24 protein-coding genes and 1 pseudogene are annotated in these 23,830 nt (G+C 70.2%); 11 read left to right on the forward strand and 14 right to left on the reverse strand.

The window, feature by feature from the left end; all coding sequences use genetic code 11:
* Window positions 1–210 (forward strand): annotated as a pseudogene (locus tag LL239_RS16345) (HNH endonuclease); the annotation flags it as partial.
* Between the two features lie 97 nt (window positions 211–307).
* Here LL239_RS16345 and LL239_RS16350 read toward each other — a convergent pair.
* The 6 genes from LL239_RS16350 to LL239_RS16375 all read right to left on the reverse strand — a co-directional run bounded on the left by LL239_RS16350 (window position 308) and on the right by LL239_RS16375 (window position 7,643).
* On the reverse strand, window positions 308–1,039 hold the full coding sequence (locus LL239_RS16350; protein ID WP_228164452.1) for an MBL fold metallo-hydrolase: 732 nt from the start codon (window positions 1,037–1,039) through the stop codon (window positions 308–310).
* Between the two features lie 48 nt (window positions 1,040–1,087).
* The gene (gene yicI / locus LL239_RS16355) at window positions 1,088–3,319 is read right to left on the reverse strand and encodes an alpha-xylosidase (RefSeq protein WP_228164453.1); all 2,232 of its coding nucleotides are present in this window, start codon (window positions 3,317–3,319) and stop codon (window positions 1,088–1,090) included.
* On the reverse strand, window positions 3,319–4,146 hold the full coding sequence (locus tag LL239_RS16360; RefSeq protein WP_228164496.1) for a carbohydrate ABC transporter permease: 828 nt from the start codon (window positions 4,144–4,146) through the stop codon (window positions 3,319–3,321). Before LL239_RS16360 ends, yicI begins: the two co-directional genes overlap by 1 nt.
* Before the next feature lie 56 nt (window positions 4,147–4,202).
* Complete coding sequence (locus LL239_RS16365; protein WP_228164454.1) at window positions 4,203–5,168, reverse strand: carbohydrate ABC transporter permease; 966 nt, start codon at window positions 5,166–5,168, stop codon at window positions 4,203–4,205.
* Window positions 5,168–6,487 carry an ABC transporter substrate-binding protein gene (locus LL239_RS16370; RefSeq protein WP_228164455.1) on the reverse strand — a complete coding sequence of 440 codons (1,320 nt, stop codon included), beginning with the start codon at window positions 6,485–6,487 and terminating at the stop codon, window positions 5,168–5,170. Before LL239_RS16370 ends, LL239_RS16365 begins: the two co-directional genes overlap by 1 nt.
* 139 nt (window positions 6,488–6,626) lie before the next feature.
* Window positions 6,627–7,643 (reverse strand): LacI family DNA-binding transcriptional regulator, encoded by a 1,017-nt coding sequence (locus tag LL239_RS16375; RefSeq protein ID WP_228164456.1) that lies wholly within the window; start codon window positions 7,641–7,643, stop codon window positions 6,627–6,629.
* Between the two features lie 140 nt (window positions 7,644–7,783).
* Here LL239_RS16375 and LL239_RS16380 point away from each other — a divergent pair, with 140 nt between their 5' ends.
* Window positions 7,784–8,398, forward strand: a complete 615-nt coding sequence (locus tag LL239_RS16380; RefSeq protein WP_228164457.1) for a hypothetical protein — start codon at window positions 7,784–7,786, stop codon at window positions 8,396–8,398.
* 7 nt (window positions 8,399–8,405) lie between these two features.
* Here LL239_RS16380 and pdxH read toward each other — a convergent pair whose 3' ends face one another.
* Entirely contained in the window at window positions 8,406–9,047 is a 642-nt protein-coding gene (gene pdxH, locus LL239_RS16385) for a pyridoxamine 5'-phosphate oxidase (RefSeq protein WP_228164458.1), read from the reverse strand.
* 134 nt (window positions 9,048–9,181) lie between these two features.
* Here pdxH and LL239_RS16390 point away from each other — a divergent pair, with 134 nt between their 5' ends.
* Entirely contained in the window at window positions 9,182–10,258 is a 1,077-nt protein-coding gene (locus LL239_RS16390) for an alkene reductase (protein ID WP_228164459.1), read from the forward strand.
* On the opposite strand, the gene LL239_RS16395 is transcribed toward LL239_RS16390, so the two are convergent.
* Both LL239_RS16395 and LL239_RS16400 read right to left on the reverse strand, forming a co-directional pair.
* Entirely contained in the window at window positions 10,237–11,154 is a 918-nt protein-coding gene (locus LL239_RS16395) for an SDR family NAD(P)-dependent oxidoreductase (protein ID WP_228164460.1), read from the reverse strand. The genes LL239_RS16390 and LL239_RS16395 overlap by 22 nt on opposite strands.
* Window positions 11,151–11,768 (reverse strand): NAD(P)-dependent oxidoreductase, encoded by a 618-nt coding sequence (locus tag LL239_RS16400; protein ID WP_228164461.1) that lies wholly within the window; start codon window positions 11,766–11,768, stop codon window positions 11,151–11,153. The genes LL239_RS16395 and LL239_RS16400 overlap by 4 nt, the downstream gene beginning before the upstream one ends.
* Window positions 11,769–11,846: 78 nt before the next feature.
* Here LL239_RS16400 and LL239_RS16405 point away from each other — a divergent pair, with 78 nt between their 5' ends.
* Entirely contained in the window at window positions 11,847–12,416 is a 570-nt protein-coding gene (locus tag LL239_RS16405; RefSeq protein WP_228164462.1) for a TetR/AcrR family transcriptional regulator, read from the forward strand.
* Window positions 12,417–12,462: 46 nt separating this feature from the next.
* Here the strand turns inward: LL239_RS16405 and LL239_RS16415 are convergent, their stop codons facing one another.
* Both LL239_RS16415 and LL239_RS16420 read right to left on the reverse strand, forming a co-directional pair.
* Window positions 12,463–14,367: an amidase family protein gene (locus LL239_RS16415; protein ID WP_267189362.1), complete on the reverse strand. Its 1,905-nt coding sequence runs from the start codon at window positions 14,365–14,367 to the stop codon at window positions 12,463–12,465.
* A 195-nt stretch (window positions 14,368–14,562) separates the two neighbouring features.
* Complete coding sequence (locus LL239_RS16420) at window positions 14,563–15,936, reverse strand: FAD-binding oxidoreductase (protein ID WP_228164463.1); 1,374 nt, start codon at window positions 15,934–15,936, stop codon at window positions 14,563–14,565.
* A 141-nt stretch (window positions 15,937–16,077) separates the two neighbouring features.
* Between LL239_RS16420 and LL239_RS16425 the strand changes: the two genes are divergently transcribed.
* A complete protein-coding gene (locus tag LL239_RS16425; RefSeq protein ID WP_228164464.1) occupies window positions 16,078–17,205 on the forward strand; it encodes a helix-turn-helix transcriptional regulator in 1,128 nt (375 codons plus the stop codon).
* A 57-nt stretch (window positions 17,206–17,262) separates the two neighbouring features.
* Here the strand turns inward: LL239_RS16425 and LL239_RS16430 are convergent, their stop codons facing one another.
* Window positions 17,263–18,036 carry an SDR family NAD(P)-dependent oxidoreductase gene (locus tag LL239_RS16430; RefSeq protein ID WP_228164465.1) on the reverse strand — a complete coding sequence of 258 codons (774 nt, stop codon included), beginning with the start codon at window positions 18,034–18,036 and terminating at the stop codon, window positions 17,263–17,265.
* A gap of 267 nt (window positions 18,037–18,303) precedes the next feature.
* On the opposite strand from LL239_RS16430, the gene LL239_RS16435 reads away from it, so the two are divergent.
* From LL239_RS16435 to LL239_RS16445, 3 genes are all read left to right on the forward strand, one after another.
* The gene (locus LL239_RS16435; RefSeq protein WP_228164466.1) at window positions 18,304–19,260 is read left to right on the forward strand and encodes a helix-turn-helix domain-containing protein; all 957 of its coding nucleotides are present in this window, start codon (window positions 18,304–18,306) and stop codon (window positions 19,258–19,260) included.
* Window positions 19,257–19,988 carry a hypothetical protein gene (locus tag LL239_RS16440; RefSeq protein ID WP_228164467.1) on the forward strand — a complete coding sequence of 244 codons (732 nt, stop codon included), beginning with the start codon at window positions 19,257–19,259 and terminating at the stop codon, window positions 19,986–19,988. The genes LL239_RS16435 and LL239_RS16440 overlap by 4 nt, the downstream gene beginning before the upstream one ends.
* 128 nt (window positions 19,989–20,116) lie before the next feature.
* Window positions 20,117–20,560, forward strand: a complete 444-nt coding sequence (locus LL239_RS16445) for a nuclear transport factor 2 family protein (RefSeq protein WP_228164468.1) — start codon at window positions 20,117–20,119, stop codon at window positions 20,558–20,560.
* A gap of 50 nt (window positions 20,561–20,610) precedes the next feature.
* On the opposite strand, the gene LL239_RS16450 is transcribed toward LL239_RS16445, so the two are convergent.
* A complete protein-coding gene (locus tag LL239_RS16450) occupies window positions 20,611–21,591 on the reverse strand; it encodes a helix-turn-helix transcriptional regulator (protein ID WP_228164469.1) in 981 nt (326 codons plus the stop codon).
* A 97-nt stretch (window positions 21,592–21,688) separates the two neighbouring features.
* Here LL239_RS16450 and LL239_RS16455 point away from each other — a divergent pair, with 97 nt between their 5' ends.
* From LL239_RS16455 to LL239_RS18085, 3 genes are all read left to right on the forward strand, one after another.
* On the forward strand, window positions 21,689–22,144 hold the full coding sequence (locus LL239_RS16455; protein WP_228164470.1) for a VOC family protein: 456 nt from the start codon (window positions 21,689–21,691) through the stop codon (window positions 22,142–22,144).
* A gap of 129 nt (window positions 22,145–22,273) precedes the next feature.
* Complete coding sequence (locus LL239_RS16460) at window positions 22,274–22,717, forward strand: helix-turn-helix domain-containing protein (RefSeq protein WP_228164471.1); 444 nt, start codon at window positions 22,274–22,276, stop codon at window positions 22,715–22,717.
* Window positions 22,714–23,061 carry a HepT-like ribonuclease domain-containing protein gene (locus LL239_RS18085; RefSeq protein WP_228164472.1) on the forward strand — a complete coding sequence of 116 codons (348 nt, stop codon included), beginning with the start codon at window positions 22,714–22,716 and terminating at the stop codon, window positions 23,059–23,061. The genes LL239_RS16460 and LL239_RS18085 overlap by 4 nt, the downstream gene beginning before the upstream one ends.
* On the opposite strand, the gene LL239_RS16470 is transcribed toward LL239_RS18085, so the two are convergent.
* A complete protein-coding gene (locus tag LL239_RS16470) occupies window positions 23,028–23,612 on the reverse strand; it encodes a dihydrofolate reductase family protein (RefSeq protein WP_228164473.1) in 585 nt (194 codons plus the stop codon). The two genes, LL239_RS18085 and LL239_RS16470, sit on opposite strands and share 34 nt — an antisense overlap.
* Window positions 23,613–23,830: the final 218 nt, after the last annotated feature.

Genomic DNA, 23,830 nt, shown 5'->3' on the forward strand with positions numbered 1-23,830 from the left:
CAGCCTCACCTCTGCCAGAGGCATCACAGCCAGAAGCAGTTCACGCGGTGGAAGGTCAGACAACTCCCCGGCGGGGTGCTCGAGTGGACCTCGCCGACCGGGCGGGTCTATGCGGATGATCCCCTGCCCTACACACCGGCGGTGAGGTTCCTGCCCGACGAGCCCGCCTCGGCGCCTCCGCCCGAACATCTCGACGCCGCACCGTTCTGAACCACGGACGCTTCCGCCCGCCTCAGCACAGCGCCCGCGGGCCACGGCGCCCTCGCGCCGCGCGTGCCGGGCATGTCCGCGCGCAGGTGCTTCACGACTACCCCAGCACCTTCTTCAGACGCGCGTACTCCTCCTCCATCCCCGGGTTCGCGCGCCGCGGGTCGTTCGATTCCCCGGTCCGTCGCACGTCCGCGAGGTACCGACGGTCGGCCTCCCACCGCGCGAACGCGTCGGTGCCGACCGATCCGTGCCCCGGGACGACGATCCGCGCGGCGCGCGCGTACGGCTCCAACATCTCGAGCGCCCGCTCATACGCGGGAACATCATCCGGGTCGAACGGCAACGGCAGCTCGACGTCGCTGAGCATGTCGCCCGCGACGAGCACTCGTGGCCCCGGCAGCCACACGGCCGTGTGACCGGGAGCGTGCCCGTCGTGCATGATGAGCTCGACGTCGAACACCGGGGAGCCGGCATCCACCCGCCCCATCAACTCGACCAACTCGGCGGGGAACTCCGCCCCGAGCGCTGCGACCAGAGCATCCCGCTCGTCGCGCGCGAGCGCGGCCGTCCGCGCCGAGGCCCACCGCGGCGCCGAACCGAAATCGGGATGCCACAGCAGATGGTCGTGGTGCGCGTGTGTGGCGAACCCCTCGGCGACCGTGAGCCCGCGTGCGCGGAGCTCGGCGGCCAGGGCGTCGAGTTCGTCGGGCATCCACGCCGGATCGATGAGAAGGGCCCGACCGGAAGCAACGACCACGGTCGACGTCGTCTGCATGATGCGGCTCGTGGCGACAAGTACCCCGGGCGCGACCTCGCGGAGGGAACGCATGGCGCCAGCGTACGGGCGGGGCCGTGAACGGCGGCCCCGCCCGGGCCGCTACTCGGTGACCTCCGCCCGGTCCACGCGGAACGTCTCCGCCCGCCCGTCCGGGGCCGTCACCGTCACCTCGGCCACCCCCTCGCCGCCGGGGAACACGCGCAGCGTCAGCCCGTCGAGGTGGTCGTAGTCGGGCCGGTCCTCCCGCGCGCCCCACGGCAGCACGGCGCCCGGCCGCACGTACAGCGGCAGCGAGTCGAAGCCGTGCGTCTCCCGACGCCACCCGCCACCCGCGACGTGCTCCCCGGTCATCAGGTGCGTCCACTCGCCGGACGGCAGATAGAACGTCACGTCCCCGGATGCCGAGAACACCGGCGCCACGAGCAGGTCCGGGCCGAGCATGTACTGGCGGTCGAGGTGCAGCGTCGTGGGATCGTCGGGGAACTCCAGCGCCATCGGCCGCATCACGGGCACACCCGTGGCCGCGGCCGAACGCGCCGCCGCGTACAGGTACGGCATGAGCCGCAGCTTCAGTCGGGAGAACCGGCGCGTCACGTCGACGGCCTCGTCGTCGAACGCCCACGGCACCCGGTACGAGTCCGAGCCGTGGAAACGGCTGTGCGACGACAGCATCCCGTACGCGACCCAGCGCTTGAACACGGCCGGGTCGGGCGTGCCCTCGAAGCCGCCGATGTCGTGGCTCCAGAACGAGAACCCGCTCCACGCGAGCGACAGGCCGCCGCGCAGCGTCTCGGCCATCGACGCGAACGTCGAGGAGTTGTCGCCGCCCCAGTGCACGGGCATGGTCTGCCCGCCCGCGGTCGCCGAGCGGGCGAAGAGCACGGCTTCGCCGACGCCCCGCTCCTCCACGAGCACCTCGTGCACCGCGGCGTTGTACAGCTGCGCGTAGAGGTTGTGCATCCGCTCGGGATCCGTACCGTCGTGCCACACGACGTCCGTCGGGATCCGCTCGCCGAAGTCGGTCTTGAAGCAGTCCACCCCCTGCGCGATGAGCCGCCGCAGGTACGACTGGTACCAGCGCACGGCATCCGGGTTCGTGAAGTCGACCAGCGCCATCCCCGGCACCCACAGGTCCCACTGCCACGGCGTGCCGTCCGGTCGCCGAACGAAGTACCCGTTCGCGACCCCCTCCGCGAACAGCGGCGAACGCTGCCCGATGTACGGGTTGATCCACACCGACACGCGCAGGTCACGGTCGTGGAGGCGTTGGAGCATGGCATCCGGATCCGGGAACACCCGCTCGTCCCACGTGAAGTCGGTCCAATTGAACTCGCGCATCCAGAAGCAGTCGAAGTGGAACACCGACAGGGGCAGGTCGCGCTCGGCCATGCCGTCGATGAACGAGGTCACGGTCGCTTCGTCGTAGTCGGTCGTGAACGACGTCGTCAGCCACGTGCCGAACGACCATGCCGGCACCACCGGCGGGCGACCGGTGAGGGCGGTGTAGCGCTCGAGCACGTCCTTCGGGGTGGGCCCGGCGAACACGAGGTACTCCAGCGCCTCGCCCGAGACCGAGAACTGCACGCGCTCGACGTTCTCGGACCCGATCTCGAACGACACGTGCCCGGGGTCGTTCACGAGCACGCCGTAGCCGCCGGACGAGACGTAGAACGGCACGCTCTTGTACGCCTGCTCGCTCGAGGTCCCGCCGTCGGCGTTCCAGATGTCGACGGTCTGCCCGTTCTTCACGACGGGTCCGAACCGTTCACCCAGGCCGTAGATTGCCTCGCCGACGCCGAGGTCCAGCTGCTCGTGCACGAAGTGGCGCGAGAACGGCACCCCCGTGTCGGCCCCCGCGTTCGAGATCACGCCGCTCTCGACGTCCGCACCCTCGGCGAGTCTCACCCGCCCGACGGACCGGAATCCGCTGCCGGTGACACGCTCCCCGTCGACCTCGAACGACAGATCCCACGGCGCCCCCGGCGCCACCCGCGCGGTGAGCCGCCCCGCGGTCAGGATGCCACCCGCCGAGGTCACCTCGACCGACCCGCCGCCCGCGACCGCCCCCGGCAACGCGAACCCGGCCGAGCTGCGCGCCCCGTCGTGGTGGACGATCCGCACGCGCACGACGCCGTCCAGCGGCGACGACAGCGTCACGGTGAGGACAGACCGGTTGAGCACGTCGCCGCGCTTGGCGATCACCTTCGTCGGAGCGTGCACCACGATGCCGGGCCCATCGGGGGTCTCCGCCGGGCTGATGTCGTACGCCTCGGCGGCGTAGTCGACGGTGACACCCGGCCTCATGAGCCAGAAACCATCGGTGAACTTCATTACTTGACTGCTCCTGCCGTGATGCCGCGTGTCAGCGTGCGCTGGAAGATGAGGAAGAAGATCAGCGTCGGGATGATCCCCAACAGCGCCGAGGCGCTGATCGTCGTGACGTCCATCAGTCGGTCGCCCTGCAGGACGCTGATCGCGACGGGCACGGTCTGGTTGTCGTTGGATGCCAGGAACGTCAGCGGGATGAGGAACTCGTTCCACGTCCAGATGAAGAAGAAGATGACGAGCACCGAGAGGGTCGGGCGGCTGATCGGGAAGACGACCTGCCAGAGGATCTGCCACCGCGTCGCGCCGTCGATCGCGGCGGCCTCCAGGATCTCGCGCGGGAACGTCCCGTACACCGACGACAGCAGGTACGTGCCGAACGCGGCCTGGATGACGGTGAACACGATGATGACCGACAGCACGTTGTCGTAGAGACCGACGGATTTGAACATGTAGTACAGCGGGTACAGCAGCGCCTCCTGCGGCAGCAGGTTCGCGAGCAGGAACAGCAGCACGATCCCGGTGCGGCCACGCACCCGGCCGATGCCGATCGCGAAGGCGTTGAGCACCGAGATGAGCACGGCGAGCAGCGCGACGACACCGGAGATGAGGATCGAGTTGCCGACCTTGCGGGGGAAGTCGACGCGGTTCCAGAAGTCCACGATGCCGCCGAAGTCGAGCTGCTGCGGCAGGGTGAGCGGCCCCGAGGTGGCGTAGTCGACCGGCGACTTGAACGAGTTCACCAGCACGAGGTAGAACGGCGCGAGCACGAGGAGCGCGCCGACGACGACGAGCGCGAGCAACAGCCAGTCGACCGGGCGCCGACGTGTCATGCCGCCGCGTCCTCCGCGCCGCGGCGAACGCCCTGTGGTGATGACGGCGGTGGTGGTCACAGTCCCGCCCTTTCCTTGCGTTCGAGCGAGGTCTGCACGCGGATGAACACGATCGACACGATGACGACGAGGATCGTCAGCACCGTCGCGATCGTGGCGCCGTAGCCGACGTTCCGCTTCGTGAAGAACTCGAGGTAGGCGTAGTACGCCGGGACGATGGTGGACCCGGCCGGCCCGCCCTGGGTGATGACGTAGACGGGGCCGAACACCTTCAGCGCCGCGATCGTGCAGGTCAGGGTGACGACGAAGATCTCCGGCCGGATGATGCTCATGGTGATCGCGGAGAACCGCTGGAACCAGTTGGCTCCGTCGAGTTCCGCGGCTTCGTACAGCTCGGGGTCGACGCGCTGCAGGGCGGCCATGAACACCACGACCGGGTACCCGATCTGCACCCACACGAGCACGACCATGAGCACGATGAGCGCCGAGGGCATCTGTCCGAGCCAGTCGTACGACGGGATGCCGAGCCCGCCGAGGATCTGGTTCAGCGCGCCGGTGTCGCCGGGGCGCACGATCCACCCGATGACGATGCCGGCCACGGCGACGGGAAGGATCTGCGGCAGGTAGTAGGTGGCGCGGAGGAAGCTGCCGACCTTGCCGCCGAACTTGCGGCCCACGACGTCGAAGAGGAGTGCCGCGACCGCGAGCCCCACGACCGTGGGAACGACGACCATCGCGAGCACCATCCACACCGAATTGGTGAAGGAGGTCCAGAAGTCCTCGTCGGAGAGGAGCTTCGTCCAGTTGTCGAGGCCGATGAACTCGGGGGCGCCGACGCCGCGCCACTTGGTGAAGGTGAGGAACACGTTCCACACGAGCGGGACGATGACGATGACCAGCAGCAGCACGAAGCCGGGCAGGAGGTACATCCAGTACCCGGCGGTGCCGCCGCTGCGTTGGGGGATGGCCGGCTGCTCGGGCGGGAGTGCCACCCGAGCAGCCGATCGCGTGGAGAGGGCCATCAGCGGAAGTCCGCCGTGCCTTCGTCGTACTTCTCACCGAGGTTGGCGTTCGTCGTGGCGGCATCCTGACTGCCGGTCACGAGACCCTGCAGCTCCTGCACGAGGACGTCGTAGAAGCCGGGCGCGGGCCAGTCGGGGTAGAACGACAGACCGTCCTCGTCGAGGATGCCGTTGAACGTGTCGATGAGCTCCTTGCTCTTGGCATCCGTGATGTCAGCGGTGTCCGCAGCGACGGGCACGCCGCCGTTGTTGCCGATGATCGCCTGGATCTCGGGGCTCATCGTGATGTCGATGAACTGGTACGCCAGGTCCTTGTTCTGCGAGCGCTCGGGGACGACCCACAGGTTGCCCGACGAGCCGAGCGACAGCTTCGACCCGGGGAAGGCCGACAGCGTCCAGTCGAAGCCTGCTTCACTCGCGAAACGGCCGTACCACCAGGACCCCGACACGAAGATCGGCGAGGTGCCGTTGATGAACGAAACGCCGGCGTCCTCGGCCTTGACCGACGACACGTCCGTGGCGATGTAGCCCTTGTCGACATAGTCCTTGAGCGTCTCGGAGGCGTACTCCACCTCGGTGCCGCTCCAGTCGACGGGGTTCTTGTAGAGCTGGTAGTCGTCGACCCACGAGCGGTCGGCCTCGGTCAGCGCGAGCTGGTACCAGAGCTGTCCCAGCGGGTACTCGGCCCCGGCTTCGGCGAGGGGCGTGATGCCCTTCGCGACGAAGGCGTCGAGCACCGCGACGAACTCGTCGTACGTCGTGGGCACTTCCAGACCGGCGGCGGCGAAGGCGTCGAGGTTGTAGTAGACGCCGACGAACTCGCCGTAGTTGGGCACGCCGTACCAGGTGTCTCCACCCATGACACCGTCGGAGGTGTACTTCGCGGTGGTCTGCAGCGATGGGGCGAGCTTGGCATCCCACCCGTACTCGGCGACGGCGTCGCCGATGTCGGAGATGAGCCCCGTGCTGGCGAGAAAGCCCGCCGTCGCGTTGCCCTTGTTGAATTCCATGAGGTCGGGCGCGGCGTCCGTGTCCAGCACCTGGCTGGCGGTCTTCTGGATCTGCTCGAAGGACTTCTCCTCGACCTTCACCGTCGCGCCGGTCTGTTCCTCGAAGATCGGGATCGCTGCGTTCCAGGCCTTGGCCATGGCGCTGTCGGCGCCCTCGTAGTGCCAGAGGGTGAGGGTCTGGCCCTCGCCGTCGGTGGAACCGGAGTCGCCTCCCCCGCTGCAGGCCGAGAGGGCGAGGGCGGCGACGGTGATCGAGCCGAGGGTCGTGAGGGCTCGGGTCGCGCGTCGTTGGGCGTTCGTGCGTGCCATCGTTGGCACTCCTTTCACTGTGATCCGCTGGTTCATGGGTGTCCGCTAGCGGGGGCGGATGCGTCGCGGCCGGGTCATCGAAATGTTGTCGAAGCGCTTCGATGATGGGCGAACGGCGCAGGCTGTGGAGTTGGGAGGGTCAGGCGGGAGGAGCCGCGGCGACGGAGCCGCGCTCGAGGTAGGCGGGAGGGATGAGGTGAAGACCGGATGCCACGGGCCGACCGGCGATCAGCTCGATGGCGAGGTCGACCGCGAGCTCGCACGAGCTCTGGGGCACGAGCGGGATCGAGTCGACGGGCGTGGGGAGCGCATCGGTGTCGAAGCTGCTGCCCACCGAGACGATCGACACGTCGCGCGGCACGCTCTTGCCGAGGGCCGCGAGCTCGACGAGCGCGACCTGCAGCACCTCTTCCGGGGCGTGCAGCACGATGCCGGTGACGCCCGCGGCGACGAACTCCCGCACCGATCGGCGCACGTGACTCCGGTCGGTGACGACCTCGCCGGATGCCACGGCCCGGGCGTTCATCCCGCGCTCGGTCGCGCGCTCCGTGACGGCCGTCCGCACGCGGGGCGGGAAGTTGGACTTCTCGTACGCGCGGCGCGACCCGCCGATGAGGCCGATCTCCCGATGGCCGGCGTCGGCGAGGCGATCGACCGCGGCGACGGCGGCGCTCTCGAAATCGAGGTCGACGCACACGAGGTCGGCGTGGTCGTTCGGGATGCCGACGAACAACGTCGGCGTCGCACTGGCGCGGGCGATCTCGACGCGCGGGTCGTCGGGGGCGACGTCCAGCACGAGGATGGCATCCACGAGTCCACTCGCCGCGACCCGCTTCATGCCGGCCGACGCGTCTTCGTCGGTGAGCAGGAGCATGTCGTATTCCTTGCGGCGGGCAGCGACGGTCATCGCGTGCATGAAGGCCATGTGGCTCGGGGCGTGGCTGTCGGCGCGGAGCGGCTCGGACAGCGCGAAGATGTTCGTCTGGCTGCCGGCGAGCATCCGGGCGCCGGCGTTGGGGCTATAGCCGAGCTCGTGCACCGCGGCCTGGATGCGGCGCCGCGTCTCGGCCGACACCGGACGCTTGCCGCTGAGCGCGTAGGAGACCGTGCTGATCGACACACCCGCGGCACGGGCGACCTCGTCGATCTTGGCCATCGCGACTCCTTCGTAGCATTGTCTAAGCGCTTCCGGGAAGCGCTTCGACGGCAAAACTAAGCCACATCGCCCCGGAGCGCAAGAGGTAAGTTGGCGCGGGCAACAAACCCGCCGGATCGAACGCCTGGCAGACTGCCGGGATGAGCCGCCACACGATCCTGCTCGGCGTCGAGGGAGTGCTGCTTGTCGAGATCGACTCCCCCGCCCGCGATCACGCGGCCATGAAAGAGGGTCGGGAGTACGCGCCACTCCCCGTTCCCGACGACGGTGCAGTGACCCCCGACGATCGGTTCTTCTTTCGCCTCCCCCTGGTGGAGGGCATCCGCGAGCTGGCCGAGGCGGGCGCCGACATCGTCTGGAACACGCGCCGCCTCACCGACCCCGCAGCCCTGGGGTCCCTCGCGGAGCACCTCGGTCTCGCGGATGCCGTCCGATTCCCGGATGCCACCGAGCTCCCGGCCGCGCCCACGGACGGACCCGTCGATACCGGACCGAACGTGCTGTGGGAGCACTGGAAGGTGCAGGCGCTCGTCCAGCGCGTCCGCAATCTCTCCGCGGGCGACGAGGTCGTGGTCGTCGACGCGACACTCGATCTCACCGCGCACCGGATGCCGGACGGCCTGGCCCGCCGATCGGGACAAAAGGATGCCGATGGCATCGGCGGCGTGAAGACGGTCGACACCGCCGGCCTCGACGAGCCACGCCTCGCCGCGCTGCGCGCGTGGGTCGCGGGCGGGGCGGTGCCGCGGATCTAACCGGGCGTCACGGCTGCCGCCGCACCGCCGCCCACCCGTCCCCGTCGCGCGTGAACACGATCCGGTCGTGCAGCCGCGAGGGACGCCCCTGCCAGAACTCGATCTCCCGCGGCTCGATGCGGTACCCGCCCCAGTGCGGCGGCCGCGGCACGGGCGCTCCGTCCGCGAACCGCGCCTCGACGGCGGACATCTGCTCCTCGAGCGCGGCTCGGGATGCCACGGTCTCCGACTGGTGACTCGCCCAGGCCGACAGCTGCGACCCCCGCGGACGCGACGCGAAGTACGCGTCATCGCGCTCCGCCGGCAGCGGCGTCGCGGTGCCGAGGACGATGACCTGCCGCTGCAGCGCGTACCAGGGGAACAGCACCGACACGGCCGGGTTCTCGGCGAGCGCGCGCCCCTTCCGCGACTGCCGGTTCGTGAAGAACCACAGTGCGCCGTCGCCATCGATTCCGCGCAGCAGCACGGTGCGCGAGGTCGGTGAGCCTTCGGCATCCACCGTCGACACCACCATCGCGTTGGGTTCGGGCAGGTCGGCGGCATCCGCCAGCCACCGCTGGAACAGCGCGATCGGCGAGGCCGCGAGGGCGTCGTCGTCGAGCTCGGCGAGCGTGTAGTCGAGCCGGTGGGCGAGGGGGTTCTCGGTCATCGCGCGGTCCTCCGGTGGGGCTCGGGAGGCACCATCGTACGGCGGGGTCTCCACCGGAGGGCGTCGATGTGGAATAGCCTCCGTCCGCAGCGGGTTGGGGAGGGGCGGCCCTGTTTCCCCCCGAAAGGACACCCGTGAGCCTGTTCAGCCCCACCACCGTCGGCGATGTCGACGTCCGCAATCGCGTCTCGCTCGCTCCCATGACCCGCCTGCGTTCCGGCGCCGACGGCGTTCCCGGCCCGATCGTCGCGAAGTACTACGCGCAGCGCGCGGGCATCGGCCTGCTCGTGACCGAGGGTGTCTACCCGAGCGCCGAGTCGCGGGCGTACCCCGGTCAGCCGGGCATCGTCACCGACGCGCAGGCGGCCGGCTGGGCGAAGGTCGCGGATGCCGTGCACGCCGAGGGCGGTGCGGTCTTCATGCAGCTCATGAACGGCGGACGCGTGACGCATCCGCTCATCACCGGCACCGACCGCATCGTCGCCCCCTCGGCGATCGCGATCGAGGGCGAGACGCGCTTGGCCGACGGCACGAAGGTCGCCTATCCGGTGCCGCACGCGCTCGAGACCGCTGAACTGGCCACCGTGCGCGACGAGTTCGTCGCCGCCGCACGTCGCGCCGTGGATGCCGGAATCGACGGCGTCGAGCTGCACTCGGCCAACGGCTACCTGCTGCACGAGTTCCTCTCCCCCGCGTCGAACCAGCGCACCGACGGGTACGGCGGGTCGCCCGAGGCCCGCGCCCGCTTCGTCATCGAGGTCGCACAGGCCGTGGCCGCCGAGATCGGCGCCGGTCGTGTCGGCATCCGGATCTCTCCCGCCCACAACATCCAGGACGTGTGGGAGAAGGACGACGCCGAGACCCGCGCCACCTACGAGGCGCTCATCGCCGGCCTCGCGCCCCTGGGCCTGGCGTATCTCAGCGTGCTGCACCACGACCCCGCGGGCGAGCTGATTCAGGACCTGCGCCGCACCTTCGGCGGCACGTTCATCGTGAACTCCGGCTTCTCGATCGTCACCACACGCGACGAGGCCATCGCCGCCATCGACGACGACATCGCCGACCTGGTCGCCGTCGGCCGCCCCGCGATCGCCAACCCCGACCTCGTCACGCGCTGGGAGCGCGGCGCCGCCGAGAACGAGGTCCACCAGCCCTCCGTCTACGGGCCGGACGAGCGCGGGTACACGGACTACCCGTTCCTCGAGGACTGAGTTCCGGACTCCAGGAACCTGTCGGTCGTGGCGCGCAGTCGCGTCTGAACGTCGACGCTGTACGACACGGGCGGCGTGGGCGTGTCCGTGTCGCGAACGAAATAGCGTCCGGTGACGCCGTCCAGGTCGGGGTCGGTCGCGAGCCGGAGTGCCGCGGCCGCCCCCTGCTCTGGCGTCAGCATCGCCCGGCGGAGGAGCCCGCCGAAAGGTCGGAGAGCCGCGGGCATGACATCTCTGATGATGTCGGTGGCGACGATACCCGGGTGCACCGCGTTGACGGACACCTCGCCCGCGAGGGTACGTGCGAGCGCGTACCCCGCGATCACCGTCAGCAGCTTGGCCCGCGCGTACGCTTCGAAGGGCACGAAGCCGGCGATCGGGTTGAGAAGGGCGAGATCGCCCAGCGCGTCGATGTCGAGAGTCGCGGGACGGGGGCGACCTCCCGCTTTGAGTCGCCGGGTATCGCGGAGCGTGTCCGAGGCGACGTTGACGACGCGCGCTCGGCCACTCCTCAACTCCGACGCCAGCAGGACCGTCATCCCGTAGGCGGCGAGGTAGTCGACCGCGACGTGCATCTCGATGCCGTCGGCCGAGAGTCGGTGTTTGCCGTAGTGCGCTCCGGCGTTGTTGATCAGGAGCTGGATCACGTCGTGGCGCTCACGAATTGCGGCCGTCGCCGCGTGGATGCCGGCGCGGTGCGACAGGTCGCCGGGGATGACTTCGAGGGAACCGGCGCCGTCCCGTGCGATCTCGTCGCGCAGTTCTCGCGCGCGCTGCGGCGCCCGAGCAACCGTCACGACGTGCATGCCCCGGCGCGCCAGCGCGAGCGCGAGGACGCGTCCCATCCCTGCGGTCGCGCCGGTCACGACGGCGACGCCGTTCTTCGCCGCGGTCATCGGCGGAGACGGGGGTAGCGGCGAACGAAGGCGGGATTCTCCGCTTCGCGGACGAGGAAGTCGGCGAGATCTTCGCGTCCGATGGAGTGCCAGAGTCTGATGGGGAGCCGATCGCCTGTCGTGTAGGAACCGGATGCCGGGGTGTCCCGCAGCATTGGCGGGCGGACGATCGTCCACTTCAGAGGGGAGGCGACGATGAGATGTTCCATCGCCTCCTTGTCCTTCATCCGCTCCCCGACGGCCGACCACACCGCCCGCGAGTACAGAGTCCGGTCCCGGGTTTCGAGCACTCCGTGGGCACTGACGGCGATCAGCCGGTCGACGCCCGCGTCTCTCATGGCGGGAACCGCGGTGCGCATGGCATCCGTGCAAACGGTCGTCGGTCCGGTGCTCGCGCCTCCCAGCGCACTGATGACGGCGTCGGCTCCGCGAAGGGCACCGCTGAGCGTGTCCGCATCGGCGATATCCGTCCACTCGACCTCGCGAAGACGCTCGGACGGGCGGAACGAGCCGGGCGTGCGCACGAAAGCCAGCACGTGGTGTCCGTCCTCCAGCGCGCGAGCAACGACGTGCCGTCCGGTCGCGCCCGTCGCGCCGAGAACGGCGATGGTCATCTGCGATACATTTTGTCTCATAACGCCGACTCTGGCATGCGCCGACTTATGAGTCAAGACATCTCATAGACTCGAGTCATGAGCAGCGAGTCCGACCCCCGCTTCCGGCGCAGCCGCGAGGCGATCGTGAACGCCGCACGCGAGCTGCTCCTTCAGCACGGGCCGGCAGCGGTCACGCACAACCAGATCGCCGATCACGCCGGCATCGGGCGAGCGACCGTCTACCGCCACTGGCCGCGGACCGATCAGCTGCTGGCCGAGGCCATGGCGACCGTTCCCCTGCCGTTCTTCGAGAACGCCGCGTCGCCTTACCGGGAGTGGCTCACCCGGGAGCTGACGACCATCGCCGGACAACTCGATCAGGACGACGTGCGCGCCGTCACGTCGACGTTGGTCAACACGGCCCTGTGGGACGCGGCCATGGACACCCGGCGTGAGGGGTTTGCGAGCGTTCTCTCCGAGCGTCTGACGGCTGCCCTGGGCGAAGCAGCGCGACACGGGGAACTCTCCCTTCGGGGAGACGCCACGGATGCCGCGGCCATGACGATCGGGCCGATCTACTATCGCGCGACCATCGAACGGAAACCCGCGGATGCCACGCTCATCGAGCGCTGCGTGGCCGCAGCCGGGGAGTGGCACACGCTCTGACGCAGAGGCGGGGCCGGCGACCGCCGACCCCACCCCTGGACGGGTTCTACTTCTGCGCCGTCCGGCGTCGGAGCACCGTGAGGACCAGGGCAGCCGCCCCTCCCGCGATCAGCGCGAACGCGAGGGCGGCGAGGCCGGTCGTGCTCTGCGCCCCGGTGCGCGCGAGGGCCGCGGGCTCCGACGTCGAGCCCGGAACGGGAACCGCGCTCGCGGTGGGCTGAGCGGTCGGTTCCGCGGTCGGCGCGACCGTCGGAGTGGCGGTCGGCGCGACCGTCGGAGACGCGGTCGGAGAGGCGGTCGGCTCCGGGGTGGGCTCCACGGCCAGCAGCTCCGGCGTGGAGGCCGGCGCGACGCGGTGCAGCGTCGCCTGCTCGTAGTCGTACGACATCGCGAGCAGCGCAGCGTCCTGGCTCCGCGGAGCGGCCAGCTCGAGGCCCACGGCGGCACCCGTCGAGGTGAAGCCGGCGGGAAGCGAGACGGTCGGGATCCCCGTGTTCGCTCCGACGTCGCAGAACGTCGTGCCCGCCCAGTCGGGCGTGGCCGACGTCGCGCTGGTCGGCATCGCGAGGGCATCGAGGTCGTGGTCGATGAAGTACTGGTCGATCGCGAGCTTGCCCGCCTGCTGCTCGGCGCCGGCCGCCTCCCAGGCCGGGTTCGGGATGTCCTCGTTGCCGAGGAAGTAGTCGATGTCCCCCTGCGTCAGGGAGGACTTGCCGTCGGCGATCACGTCGGAGAACGTCAAGGCATCCAGCGGCTCGGTGAGGGCGGCGAGGCCCTCGGGCCACGTCGCCTCCGTCGTGGCGAAGAACTCGTCGATGTCCGAACGCATGTCGATCCAGCCGCCGCTCTTCAACGTTCCCGAGACGAACTCGCGCGTGAAGTCCGGCACCTCGACGATCTCAGCGCCCTGTGCGGCCAGGTCCTGCACGGCCTGGTCGATGAGCGCGGTGGTCTCGGCGAGTCCGGGGCGAGCCGGGTCCTCCTCGTAGTCCCACCGCACGTAGCCGATGCGCTTGCCCTCGAGAGCGGTGTCGCTCAGGCCTTCGACATACGAGGTGCTGTCCTGCTCGTTGGCGATGACCGTCTGCGGGTCGGTCGGGTCGTAACCGGCGAGCACCTCCATCAGCAGCGCCGCGTCGGTGACGGTCGTGGTCATCGGGCCCGACACGTCCTGGCGGAGCGAGAGCGGCACGATGCCGGTGACACTGGTCAGGCCCATGGTCGGCCGGTAGCCGACGAGGCTCTGGTGAGCGCTCGGCCCGACGATCGAGCCGCAGGAGTCCGTGCCGAGCCCGGCGGGCGCGTAGCCGGCGGCGACGGCCGCGGCGGTGCCTCCGCTGGATCCGCTGGCGCTGTTCGCCTGGTTGTAGGGGTTGTTGGTGCGTCCCCGCTCGGAGCTGAGCGTGTAGGTGCCGTGCCAGGCGAACTCCGCCATGTTGGTCTTGGCGAGGATGATCGCTCCGGCGTCGCGAAGGCGCTGCACCGCGGTCGAGTCGAGCTTCGTCTGGTACGTGTGCAGGGAGGCGCTGCCCGCGGTGGTGGGCATGTCGAACGTGGCGTAGTTGTCCTTCACCAGGATCGGGATGCCATGCAGTGGCCCGCGGATGATGCCGTCCGCGCGCTCCGCGTCGAGTTCGGCCGCGGTCGCGAGCGCGTCGGGGTTGGCGAGGATGACGGCTGCGAGACCGGGCTGATCGCCGTAGGGGTCGTCGTAGGCGGCGATGCGGTCGAGGTACTGCTGCGTCAGGGCGACCGATGTGGTGGCGCCGGATTCGAGCAGTGCGAGCGCGTCGGTGATGCTGAGGTCGACGACGGCCGGCGCGGTCTGCGTGGGGGTCGTCGCGCCGAACGCGGACGGCGCGGTCAGTGCGGCGCTGAGGACGAGACCGGAGCAGAGCGCGGCGGCCGCGGAGAGCCGGACGGCCCTCCGCGACGAAAAGGAGTGAGACAAACGGGAACCTTCGAATCGAATGTGAACGGGCAATGAACGCCCATCAGTTTCGGAGTCCGGTATTGCGCGGTTGTTTCCGCTCCGAGTCCATAAACGTCCGCGCGAATCGCATCCCCGCGAACGCCGTCCGTTTCCTCTCTCGCGCCGCCGGGGAGGGCGACGGATGACACCCTCCCCGGCTCGGCCCGTGACCGCCTATACCGGGTTGGCCGCCGCGAAGACGTTCCGCGGGTCCCAGTGCGCCTTGAGCGCGCGCAGGCGATCGAGCGACGCTCCGAACCCGGGCGCGCGATCCATTCCCCCGTCGAGGAACGTCAGCGCCAGGGTCTCCGCGGCCCACGGCTCGAAGGCGTCGACGAGCGCCGTCGCCGAGGTCAGCGCCCCCGGCAGCGCTTCGGGCACGGGCGGCACCGCGATCGAGTGGACGATGTATTCGCCGGCGACCGCCGACACCGCCCCGCCGCCCGGCACCGGACGGGCGGCGGCACCGCCGACGTGTCGGAGTTCGGCGACGAACAGCCCCGGATCCGCGGATGCCGCCACGAATGCGGCGACGGCGTCGTCGGGCAACGCGTCGAGCACGCGGTGGCGCGTCACCGCCGGGGTCGGCTGCGGCGGGTCCATGTGCACCTGCACCAGCGCAGCGGACGGGATGCGCCCGAACGTGTCGATCTCGGGCGCGAGGTCGCGCAGGGGTCGCAGCAGCTCGTCGGCGCGGGCGTCGGACTCGAGCACGGCTCCGTCGACCACGACGACCGACCGGCCCGAGAGGAACGGCGGCAGTTCCGGCAGCGGCGGCAGGTGCAGCACGCGCAGGGTCGAGGTGACGGATTCGGGGACGGATGCCGTCCACGCGGCCCACGCGCGACTCACGGCGGCGGTGTGCGAGGCATCCCACAGCAGCATCCCGGCGAACACGTCGGCGTACGGCAGCAGGTCGATCTCGAGCGAGACGACGATGCCGAACGAACCCGAGCCGCCGCGGACGGCCCAGAACAGGTCGGCATTCTGGTGCGCGCTCGCGCGGACCAGCGAGCCGTCGGCCGTGACGATCTGCACGGCGCGGACGGCGTTGACGCCGAGCCCGTGAGCGCGGGCGTAGAACGAGACACCTCCGTTCAGCGAGTACCCCGCGACCGACACGTCGCCGGCGCTGCCGTGCAGCGCCGTGAGGCCGTACGGTGCCGCGGCGGCGATGACGTCGTTCCAGTGCGACCCGCCGAGCACGATCGCGGCGCGGGCCTCGGGGTGCACGGTGACTCCGCGCAGGGCGGTGAGGCGCACGAGCACGACGTCGGAGAGGTCCGTCTCGGACAGCCCGGGTGCCGCGTGACCGGTGGACTGCGCGGCGACGCGGAGGCCGGCGGCGGTCGCCGCGCGGACGACGGCGACGACCTCCTCCGCGGACTCCGGGATGACGACCGCGAACGGACGCTGATCGACGGCGACGTTCCACGGCGACCGCACGGCGTCGTAGTCGGCGTCACCGGCGAGGATGACGCGGGATCCGAGGGCATCGCGCAGCTTCGCGGCGCTGTCGTCGAGAGGGGTTTCGGTGATGGATGACATGGTGAAGACCGTTCGTTCGGGTGGGTGACGCCATGACTCTGCTCCCCTTCGTCATCGGCATCCATTCCAGACGAGAGGGGATTTCCGGCCCCCCAGAATCCTGGGATGGTGACGAAGCCCCGAGCGGAGCACACTGTTGGCATGGTCACCGCTCTGGCCGCCGGACGCGCGCGCAGCGACATCGATGTGCTGTCGCGCGCCGGTCTGCCGCTCGCGGACTTCATGGAGGAGTCCGCCGCCGCACTGCTGAGCGTCATCCCCTTCGTCGCGGGCTGCTTCTCGAGCACCGATCCGGCGACGTCGATGATCTCCAGCACCCACAAACTCGGCGATCTGCACGGCCGGAACGATGCCGACGTGGCGTGGGCGCGCATCGAGTACGGCGGTGAGCCCGACCCCACCCACTACGACGAGATGGCGTCGGCGGGGAACGTCGCCGTCGGCATCCATGCGACCACCGGCGGTCAGGTCGACCGCCTCGAACGCATGGCCGACCTCGTCGTCCCGCGGTTCGGCTACGTCGATGAGGCGCGGGTGGTGTTCGCCGATCGCGGGGGTGTCTGGGCGACCCTGTCGATCCTGCGCGGCAGCGACGACGCGGTCTTCGACGCCGGTGAGCTGCAGCTGCTGACCGATATCGCGCCGGCGCTGACGCGTGGCATCCGGACGGGTCTGCTCTCGCAGCTCGCCCGCCGCGAGGCCGTACACCCGACGGGCCCGGCGGTGCTGATCATCGACGCCGCGGACCGCGTCGTGCAGTCGAGCCCCGGCGCGCAGGAGCGTCTCGCGCAGCTGTCCGCGCCCGGGGCGGACCCCCTCAGCTACATCCAGGCGCTGGTCAGCGGCGCGCGCCGGTTCGCCGCGGGGACGCTCCCCCGGATGCCACGCACCCGCACGCGCACGGCCGACGGCGTGTGGCTGGTGCTGCACGCCGCACCGCTCGGGGGCCTCGGCGACCGCGCCGGCGAGGTGGTCGTGACGATCGAGGAAGCCCGCCCGCAGGAGGTCATCGACATCGTGGCCGCGGCCTTCGCGCTGACGCTCCGCGAGCGCGAGGTGGTCGGGGCCGTCCTGCGCGGTGCCGACACCAAGGAGATCGCCGCGTCGATGCACGTCTCGCCGTACACCGTGCAGGACCACCTCAAGTCGATCTTCGACAAGGCCGGCGTCACCAGCCGCCGCGAGCTGGTCGCCCGCGTGTACTTCGACCAGTACATGCCGCGCGCGGGATCGGACCTCGGCGCGGACGGGTGGTTCACGGGGGCGTGAGCCGCCGGCATCCCGGGGCCGGCGCTCGAGGTCGTCCGCCCGGTCGGACCTCGCGTCCTACATGCCGGTCATGCCGGCGTCGATCGTGTAGATGCTGCCGGTCACGTACGAGGCCTTGTCGGATGCCAGGAAGGCGACGACCTCCGCGATCTCGGACGGCTCGGCGTAGCGCTTGAGCGCGACGAGGTTCGCGAACGCCGCCTGCACGCCGGGGATGTCGTCCGGCGACATGCCCTGTTCGATCTCCCGCATCATGCGCGTGTTGACCGGGCCGGGGCACACGGCGTTGACGCGGATGCCCGCCGGTGCCGCCTCTTCCGCGGCGACCCGGGTGAGGCCGATGACGGCGTGCTTGGACGCGGTGTAGACGCCGAGCCCCTGGAACGCGATGACTCCCGCCATCGACGAGGTGTTGACGATGGCTCCTCCGGTTCCCTGTTCGGTCATCGCCGCGATGACGTGCTTGAGGCCGAAGAAGTGTCCTTTGACGTTGACGTCGAGGATGAGGTCGAGCGTGGCGGACGTGGTCTCGGTCAGAGGACCCGTCGCTCCTTCCACACCCGCGTTGTTGAAGAACACGTCGATGGTGTCGAAGCGGTGGCGCGCGATCTCGACGTACTTCTGCACCTCGGCCTCGGATCGCACGTCGGCCGCCACCGTCTCGGTGCGGTCGGGGTCGAGATCGAGCTCGGTCACCGTGCGCTCGAGGGCCTGCGGGTCGATGTCGACGAGGACGACGTTCGCGCCGCCCTCCGCGAAGATCTTCACGGCCGCGCTCCCGATGCCCCCGGCGGCTCCGGTGACGACCACGGTCTTGTCGGCGAAATCCATGATGGTTCCTTTCTCGAGGTGTGACCTCACTGTCGGCGGCGACCGGATGCGGCGACATGGACGGCGGTGCAGGAATGGTCGACCTCCGTGCAGCGCTTCGCGGAGCCTCCGCCCAGGTGTCGCGGAGATTTCGGCGTGCTCTCGGCCGCCCGGCGCGGTCGAGAGAAGTCGTTTACGCTCCCCCACCCCGTGGAAACACGCGCGTGATGGTCGGATGCGATGGTGTGAACCGACGACGTCTGTGGAGTGATTGCGAGGTGGCCGCCCGTGTCCTCGACATGGAGCCTGCGTGACATCCGCCCGCGTGAACGTCACGCCTTCTGGCGTGAGACCCTCACGACGGCGTTCACTCCGCTGCGACCCGAGCCGGTCGACGGCGGGCGCTGGGGTGGCGGGGCCTTGCTGCGGGGAGACGTGACGACCCAGCCGCTCGGGCCGCTCAACATCGCGACGATCCGTTCGAGCGCTCAGCACAACGTGCACGGTGCGGCCGAGGTGCGCCGCAGCGACGAGGAGGTGTGGTTCGTCAACCTCATCGTCCGCGGCCGCTGCGTCGGCGAGCAGGAGGGTCGGGAGTGCGACCTCGGTGCCGCGACGATCGGGATCTTCGACGCACGCCGCCCCTTCCGTCTGACGTACACGGACGACTGGGATGCCGTGTCCGTGCGGGTCCCCGCGCGGGATGCCGCGATGGTGGCGCAGGCACCGACCTCGATGCGCCTCGCGGCCGACATTGGGGCGGGGCGTCTTCTCGCCGGTGTCATGACCGGGTTGGCCCGTGGCGGCGACGACACTCCCGACGACCGACGTGAGGCGCTCGTCGATGCGTTCCTGCTCCTGCTCGGTGCCGCGGCATCCGGAACCCCCGGGGGGATGCCGTCGCACGCCGAGGTCGACGCGCAGCTGCGCGAACGCATCTGCGCGTACGTGCGCGACGCCCTCGGCGACGGGCCCGTGGAGCCCGCGGACGTCGCCCGACGGTTCCACATCTCGGTCCGCAAGCTGCACCAGCTCTTCGAGCAGACGGATCGTTCGTTCGGTCGCACGGTGCTCGCGATGCGGGTCGAGTCCGTGGCCCGCGACCTGGATGCCGGCAGCCGCGCCACGCTCACCGAGCTGGCGGCGACGTGGGGCTTCGCGGACACGTCCCACCTGCACCGCGCGTTCCGCGCCCACACCGGTCGCGCACCGGGCGACTACCGCCGCACCCGGCTCGCGGCGTGATGTCCCCGCCCGTGGCGGCCGTGCGGACGCTCGAGACGCGCATGATCACGGCGTCGACTCCGATGTCGACTTCCGGCATCCATGTCGTCGTGCTCGCGTGGCACGGCGAGACCGAGGTCCGCACGGGTGCCGCGACCATCCGTCTGGGTGCGGGCGAGATGGCCGTCGTTCCCCCCGACTCGGCGCTGACGGTCGCTCCCGGTGTCGCCGCTCGTGCGCTGTGCGCCGAACTGCCCGCGTTCGTTCTGGAACCATGGTGCGCGCCGGACACCGAGCCGTGGGTCGCGCGCGGGGACCGCGCGCGGATCGCGGCGGATCTTCTGGTCGCCCTGCACACCGAGCGGCCCGCCGAGCGCGACGACCCCGGCATCCTCGGTGCGCTCGCACGGCTGCTCGCCGCCGGCGCCGAGAGCACCGCCGACGTCTCGTCGGACGAGGTCTTGCGCTCTCGCATTCTGCGTCACGTCGACACCGCGATCCGGGTGGGTCCGGTCACGCCGGCCGACACCGCGGAACGTTTCGGGATCTCGGTGCGCAAGCTCCATCAGCTGTTCGCCGGGCAGCCGCGCAGCTTCATGCAGACCGTGATGGATCGACGCGCGCTCTGGTGCGCGGTGGACGTGCGGGCGACTCCGGATGCCAGCCCCTCGGCGCTCGCACGCCGGTGGGGGTTCGCGGACTCGTCGCATTTCCAGCGGGTGTGGGCCCGCCTCGATTCGCGCGCGTAGCGGCGCGGCCCCGTGCACGGTGGTTGATCGGCGGTGCGCCCTCGCACATGTCGAGCCCCGAACGCCCGGCGCAGACTGAGGCCACCCGGGCCACTCCCGAGCCCCCACCCCGCAGTCAAGGAGCCACGATGACGATCACCGACACCTCCTCGCCCTCGCTCGTCGAGTCCATCGAGGAGATCCGCGCCCTGGGCGCGCGCTACAACTACGCCGTCGACGAAGGAACGCCCGAGGAGTGGGCGGCGACCTTCTCGAAGGACGGCGTGTTCCACGCCCTCATCCCCGGCCAGACCCCGCGCGGCCACGCCGAGCTCGCCGCGTTCGTCCCGCTCTGCCGGGCGACGTTCGGCGCCATGCGCCACCTGACGATGAACGAGCTCATCGAGGTCGACGGCGACACCGCCACCCAGACCGCGTACCTGCTCTTCTTCGCCGAGAACAACGGTGTCGTCGACGGCACGGTGTGCGTCTACGAAGACGAGCTCGTGCGCGAGGACGGCGCGTGGAAGTTCGCCGACCGCAAGGTGCGTCCCGCCATGCCGTTCACGAAGCTCGTCGCCCCCGCGGCCTGAGAGACGTCGTGGTCCTCGTCCGCGGGCAGACGGCGCGGACGAGGACGCGACTACGCGTGCACCTCGCTGGCGCCGTGATTCCCGGAGCGTCGTCCCGCCCCCGCGAACCGCTCCGCCTGCACCGCGAACGCCTCCGCCAACTCCGGCGGCCCGACGACCTCCATCGCCGCCTCGAACCGCCCGAACGACGCGGCGAGCGCTCCCCACGACCACGATCCCGCCTCGAGCGTGCAGCTCTGCTCGTCCACGGCCGTGACAGTTCCGTCGCCGGCGAAAGGCAGCACGTCGCGCGCCGGGAGGTGCAGCAGGACCGTTCCCCGGCACGGCCAGGCGTTGGCATCCGCGCCCTTGAACCGGGCCGAGACGAACGCGTCGACGTCGCCGCCCGGCACCGTGCGCGGGGTGAACGGGGCGCCGTGGGGGATGCGTGGATGGATGCGATCGACCCGGTAGATCCGCCAGTCGTCGCGCTCGAGATCCCACGCGACGAGGTACCACCGGCCGTCCGAGACGGCGAGGTGGTGGGGCTCGACCCGCCGCGGGGAGTCCGCGCCGTAGTCGAACCGCAGCGTCACCCGGTCGCGGATCGTCTGCGCGAGCGTCACAAGGACGTCGAGTGAGATCGGATCGGATGCCACCTCCCCCGGCCGCGCGACCGTCGTGACCTCGAGGGTGTCGAGGCGGTGCCGAAGGCGCGACGGCATGACCTGGCGCATCGTCGCGAGCGCGCGGATCGCCGCCTCGCCGATTCCCGCCCCGAGCGCCGGTGCGGTGCGCAGCGCCACCGCCACGGCGAGCGCCTGGTCGTCGTCGAAGAGCAGCGGGGGCAGCTCGGCGCCGGAGTCGAGACGATACCCGCCGTCCGGGCCCATCGTCGCCTCGATGCGGTAGCCCATCTCGCGAAGGCGATCGACGTCACGCCGCACTGTGCGATCGCTGATGCCCAGCCGCGAGGCGAGCAGCGACCCCGGCCAGTCGCGCCGCGTCTGCAGCAGCGACAACAGGGTGAGGAGCCGCGATGTCGTGGTCATAGCATCCAGGGTATTTCCGGTCTAGGACAGAAACCGACCTAGACGGTTGCGAGGGTGGTCTTACGAGCCGATCCGGCCCGAGACCTAAGGAGCAGACATGTCCGTGCAGACCACCCCTCACCTGAACTTCCGCGGCGACGCGCGTGCGGCGCTGGAGTTCTACCAGTCCGTCTTCGGCGGGCACTCCGTCGTGAACACGTACGCCGATTTCGGGATGCCGGCCGAGATCCCCGGCGCCGACAAGGTCGTGTTCGGCCTCGTCGCCGCCGACAACGGCTTCCGCATCATGGGATACGACATCCCCGGCCAGACGGAGGGCGGCATCGTCGGCGGCGGCTCCACCCAGCGCGAGAACAACACGACAATCACCGACCAGGCGCTGTTCGTCTCTATCAGTTCGCCCACGCTCGTCGAGCTGCAGGGCTACTGGGATGCCCTGACGGTAGATGCCACGATCGTCGAGCCCCTCGCGGCGTCGGCGTGGAGCGCCGGGTTCGGCATGCTGACCGACCGCTTCGGCGTGACGTGGAGTGTTTCGGTCGTGGCGGAGTGACCGGGTGCGCTGCACCGACCACACGCGCCGCGCGCGCTAGGTCCTGAAGACCGCGCGGGGCGGGGTCGCCACGGTGGCACCGCCCCGCGGACATATCGACGGCGATAACCCCTGCGGTATTCTGTCGATGTGGACATCCGCGCGGAACGACGAGCGGCTGGCCTGAGCCAGGCCGCACTCGCCCGTGCCGCTCAGGTGCCGCAACCGAACATCTCGGCCTATGAGAACGGTCGCCGCCAGCCGAGCGCCGAGGTTCTCGACCGCATTCGGCGAGCGCTCGCGGGCAACCTCCGCGACCGGGTCTTCCGCCACCGCGACGAGATCCGTCGGATTGTCGTGGAGTATCACGCCACCGACCCCCGCGTCTTCGGATCCGTTGCCCGCGACGAGGCCACTGAGTTCTCCGACATCGATCTCCTCGTCGATTTCACGCCCGAGGCCGGACTGCTCGACGAAATCGGGCTCCGCCTCGCCCTCGCAGATCTCCTGCACGCGGAGGTCGACGTCGTGGCATCCGACGCTCTTCGGGGTGATCTTCGCGACCGCATCCTGCGAGAAGCGGTGCCGGTGTGACCGCTGAGGCGCAGAAGGCTCGGGATGCCGCGGCTCGAGTCGTCGCGGTCTGTGACGTGATCGCGCAGATCGTGGCCGGCGGCAAGAGCTCGTTTCTCAAGGACGTCCAGGCGCAGTGGGCGGCGGAGATGGGGCTGATCCGTATCGGTGAGGGTGTCGCGAAGATCCCGGTTGCCATACGCGAGCGGTTCGCGGAGCAGCCGTGGCGGCAGATCATCGACATGCGGAACTTCGCCGCTCACCAGTACGACGACCTCGATCCGCACCGCGTCTGGCGCACACTGACGATCGATGTTCCCCGGTTGCGCGCCTACCTCGCCGAGGTGCTGGTCCCGGGAGTGTGAGCGGGCCTATACCGCTGCACCGTGACTCCCGAACCGAACTCCCGCCGCTCGACCAGCTCGAGCGTCAGCTCCACGCTGTCGAGCAGCCGCGGGCCGCGACCGGCGATCACCGGATGCACGACGAACGCGTACTCGTCGATGAGCCCCGCCGCGGCGAGCGCCACCGGCAGCCGCACACCCCCGAGCGAGATCCCCCGCCCCGGCTGCTCCTTGAGCCGCCGCACCCCTTCGACGAGATCGCCCCGGAGGAGCTCGGCGTTCCAGTCCACGGCGTCGAGAGAAGTGGATGCCACGACCTTCCGCATCGGATCCATGACCTCCGCGAAGGCGACCTCGCTGGCATCCATCCAGTCCGGCCACTGGCCCGACGCGGGTCGACGCCACGCGCCCTCCATCAGCTCGTACGTGACGCGCCCGTAGAGGAGCGTGTCGGAGCGGCGCAGCTCGTCGGTCCAGAACGCCATCGACTCGGCGTCCGGTGGGAGGCCCGCCTCATGATGGACGCACCCGTCGAGGGAGACGTTGATGCCATAGCGGAGGGGTTGGGGCATTGCCTCAGCTTCCTCGCCTGCCCCCTCCGGCGGAAGAGCCTCCTCCTGCGCGCGCAAATCGCTCCGCGTGCGCCGCGAACACCTCCGCTAGCTCGGGCGGCCCGATGACCTCCATCGCCACCTCGAACCGACCGAAGGATGCCGCCAGCGCACACCACGACCACGATCCCGCCTCAATGGTGCAACGGCTGTCACCGACCGCCGTGACCGTTCCATCG

The organism is Microbacterium testaceum (assembly GCF_020781835.1).
Classification (GTDB): domain Bacteria; phylum Actinomycetota; class Actinomycetes; order Actinomycetales; family Microbacteriaceae; genus Microbacterium; species Microbacterium testaceum_H.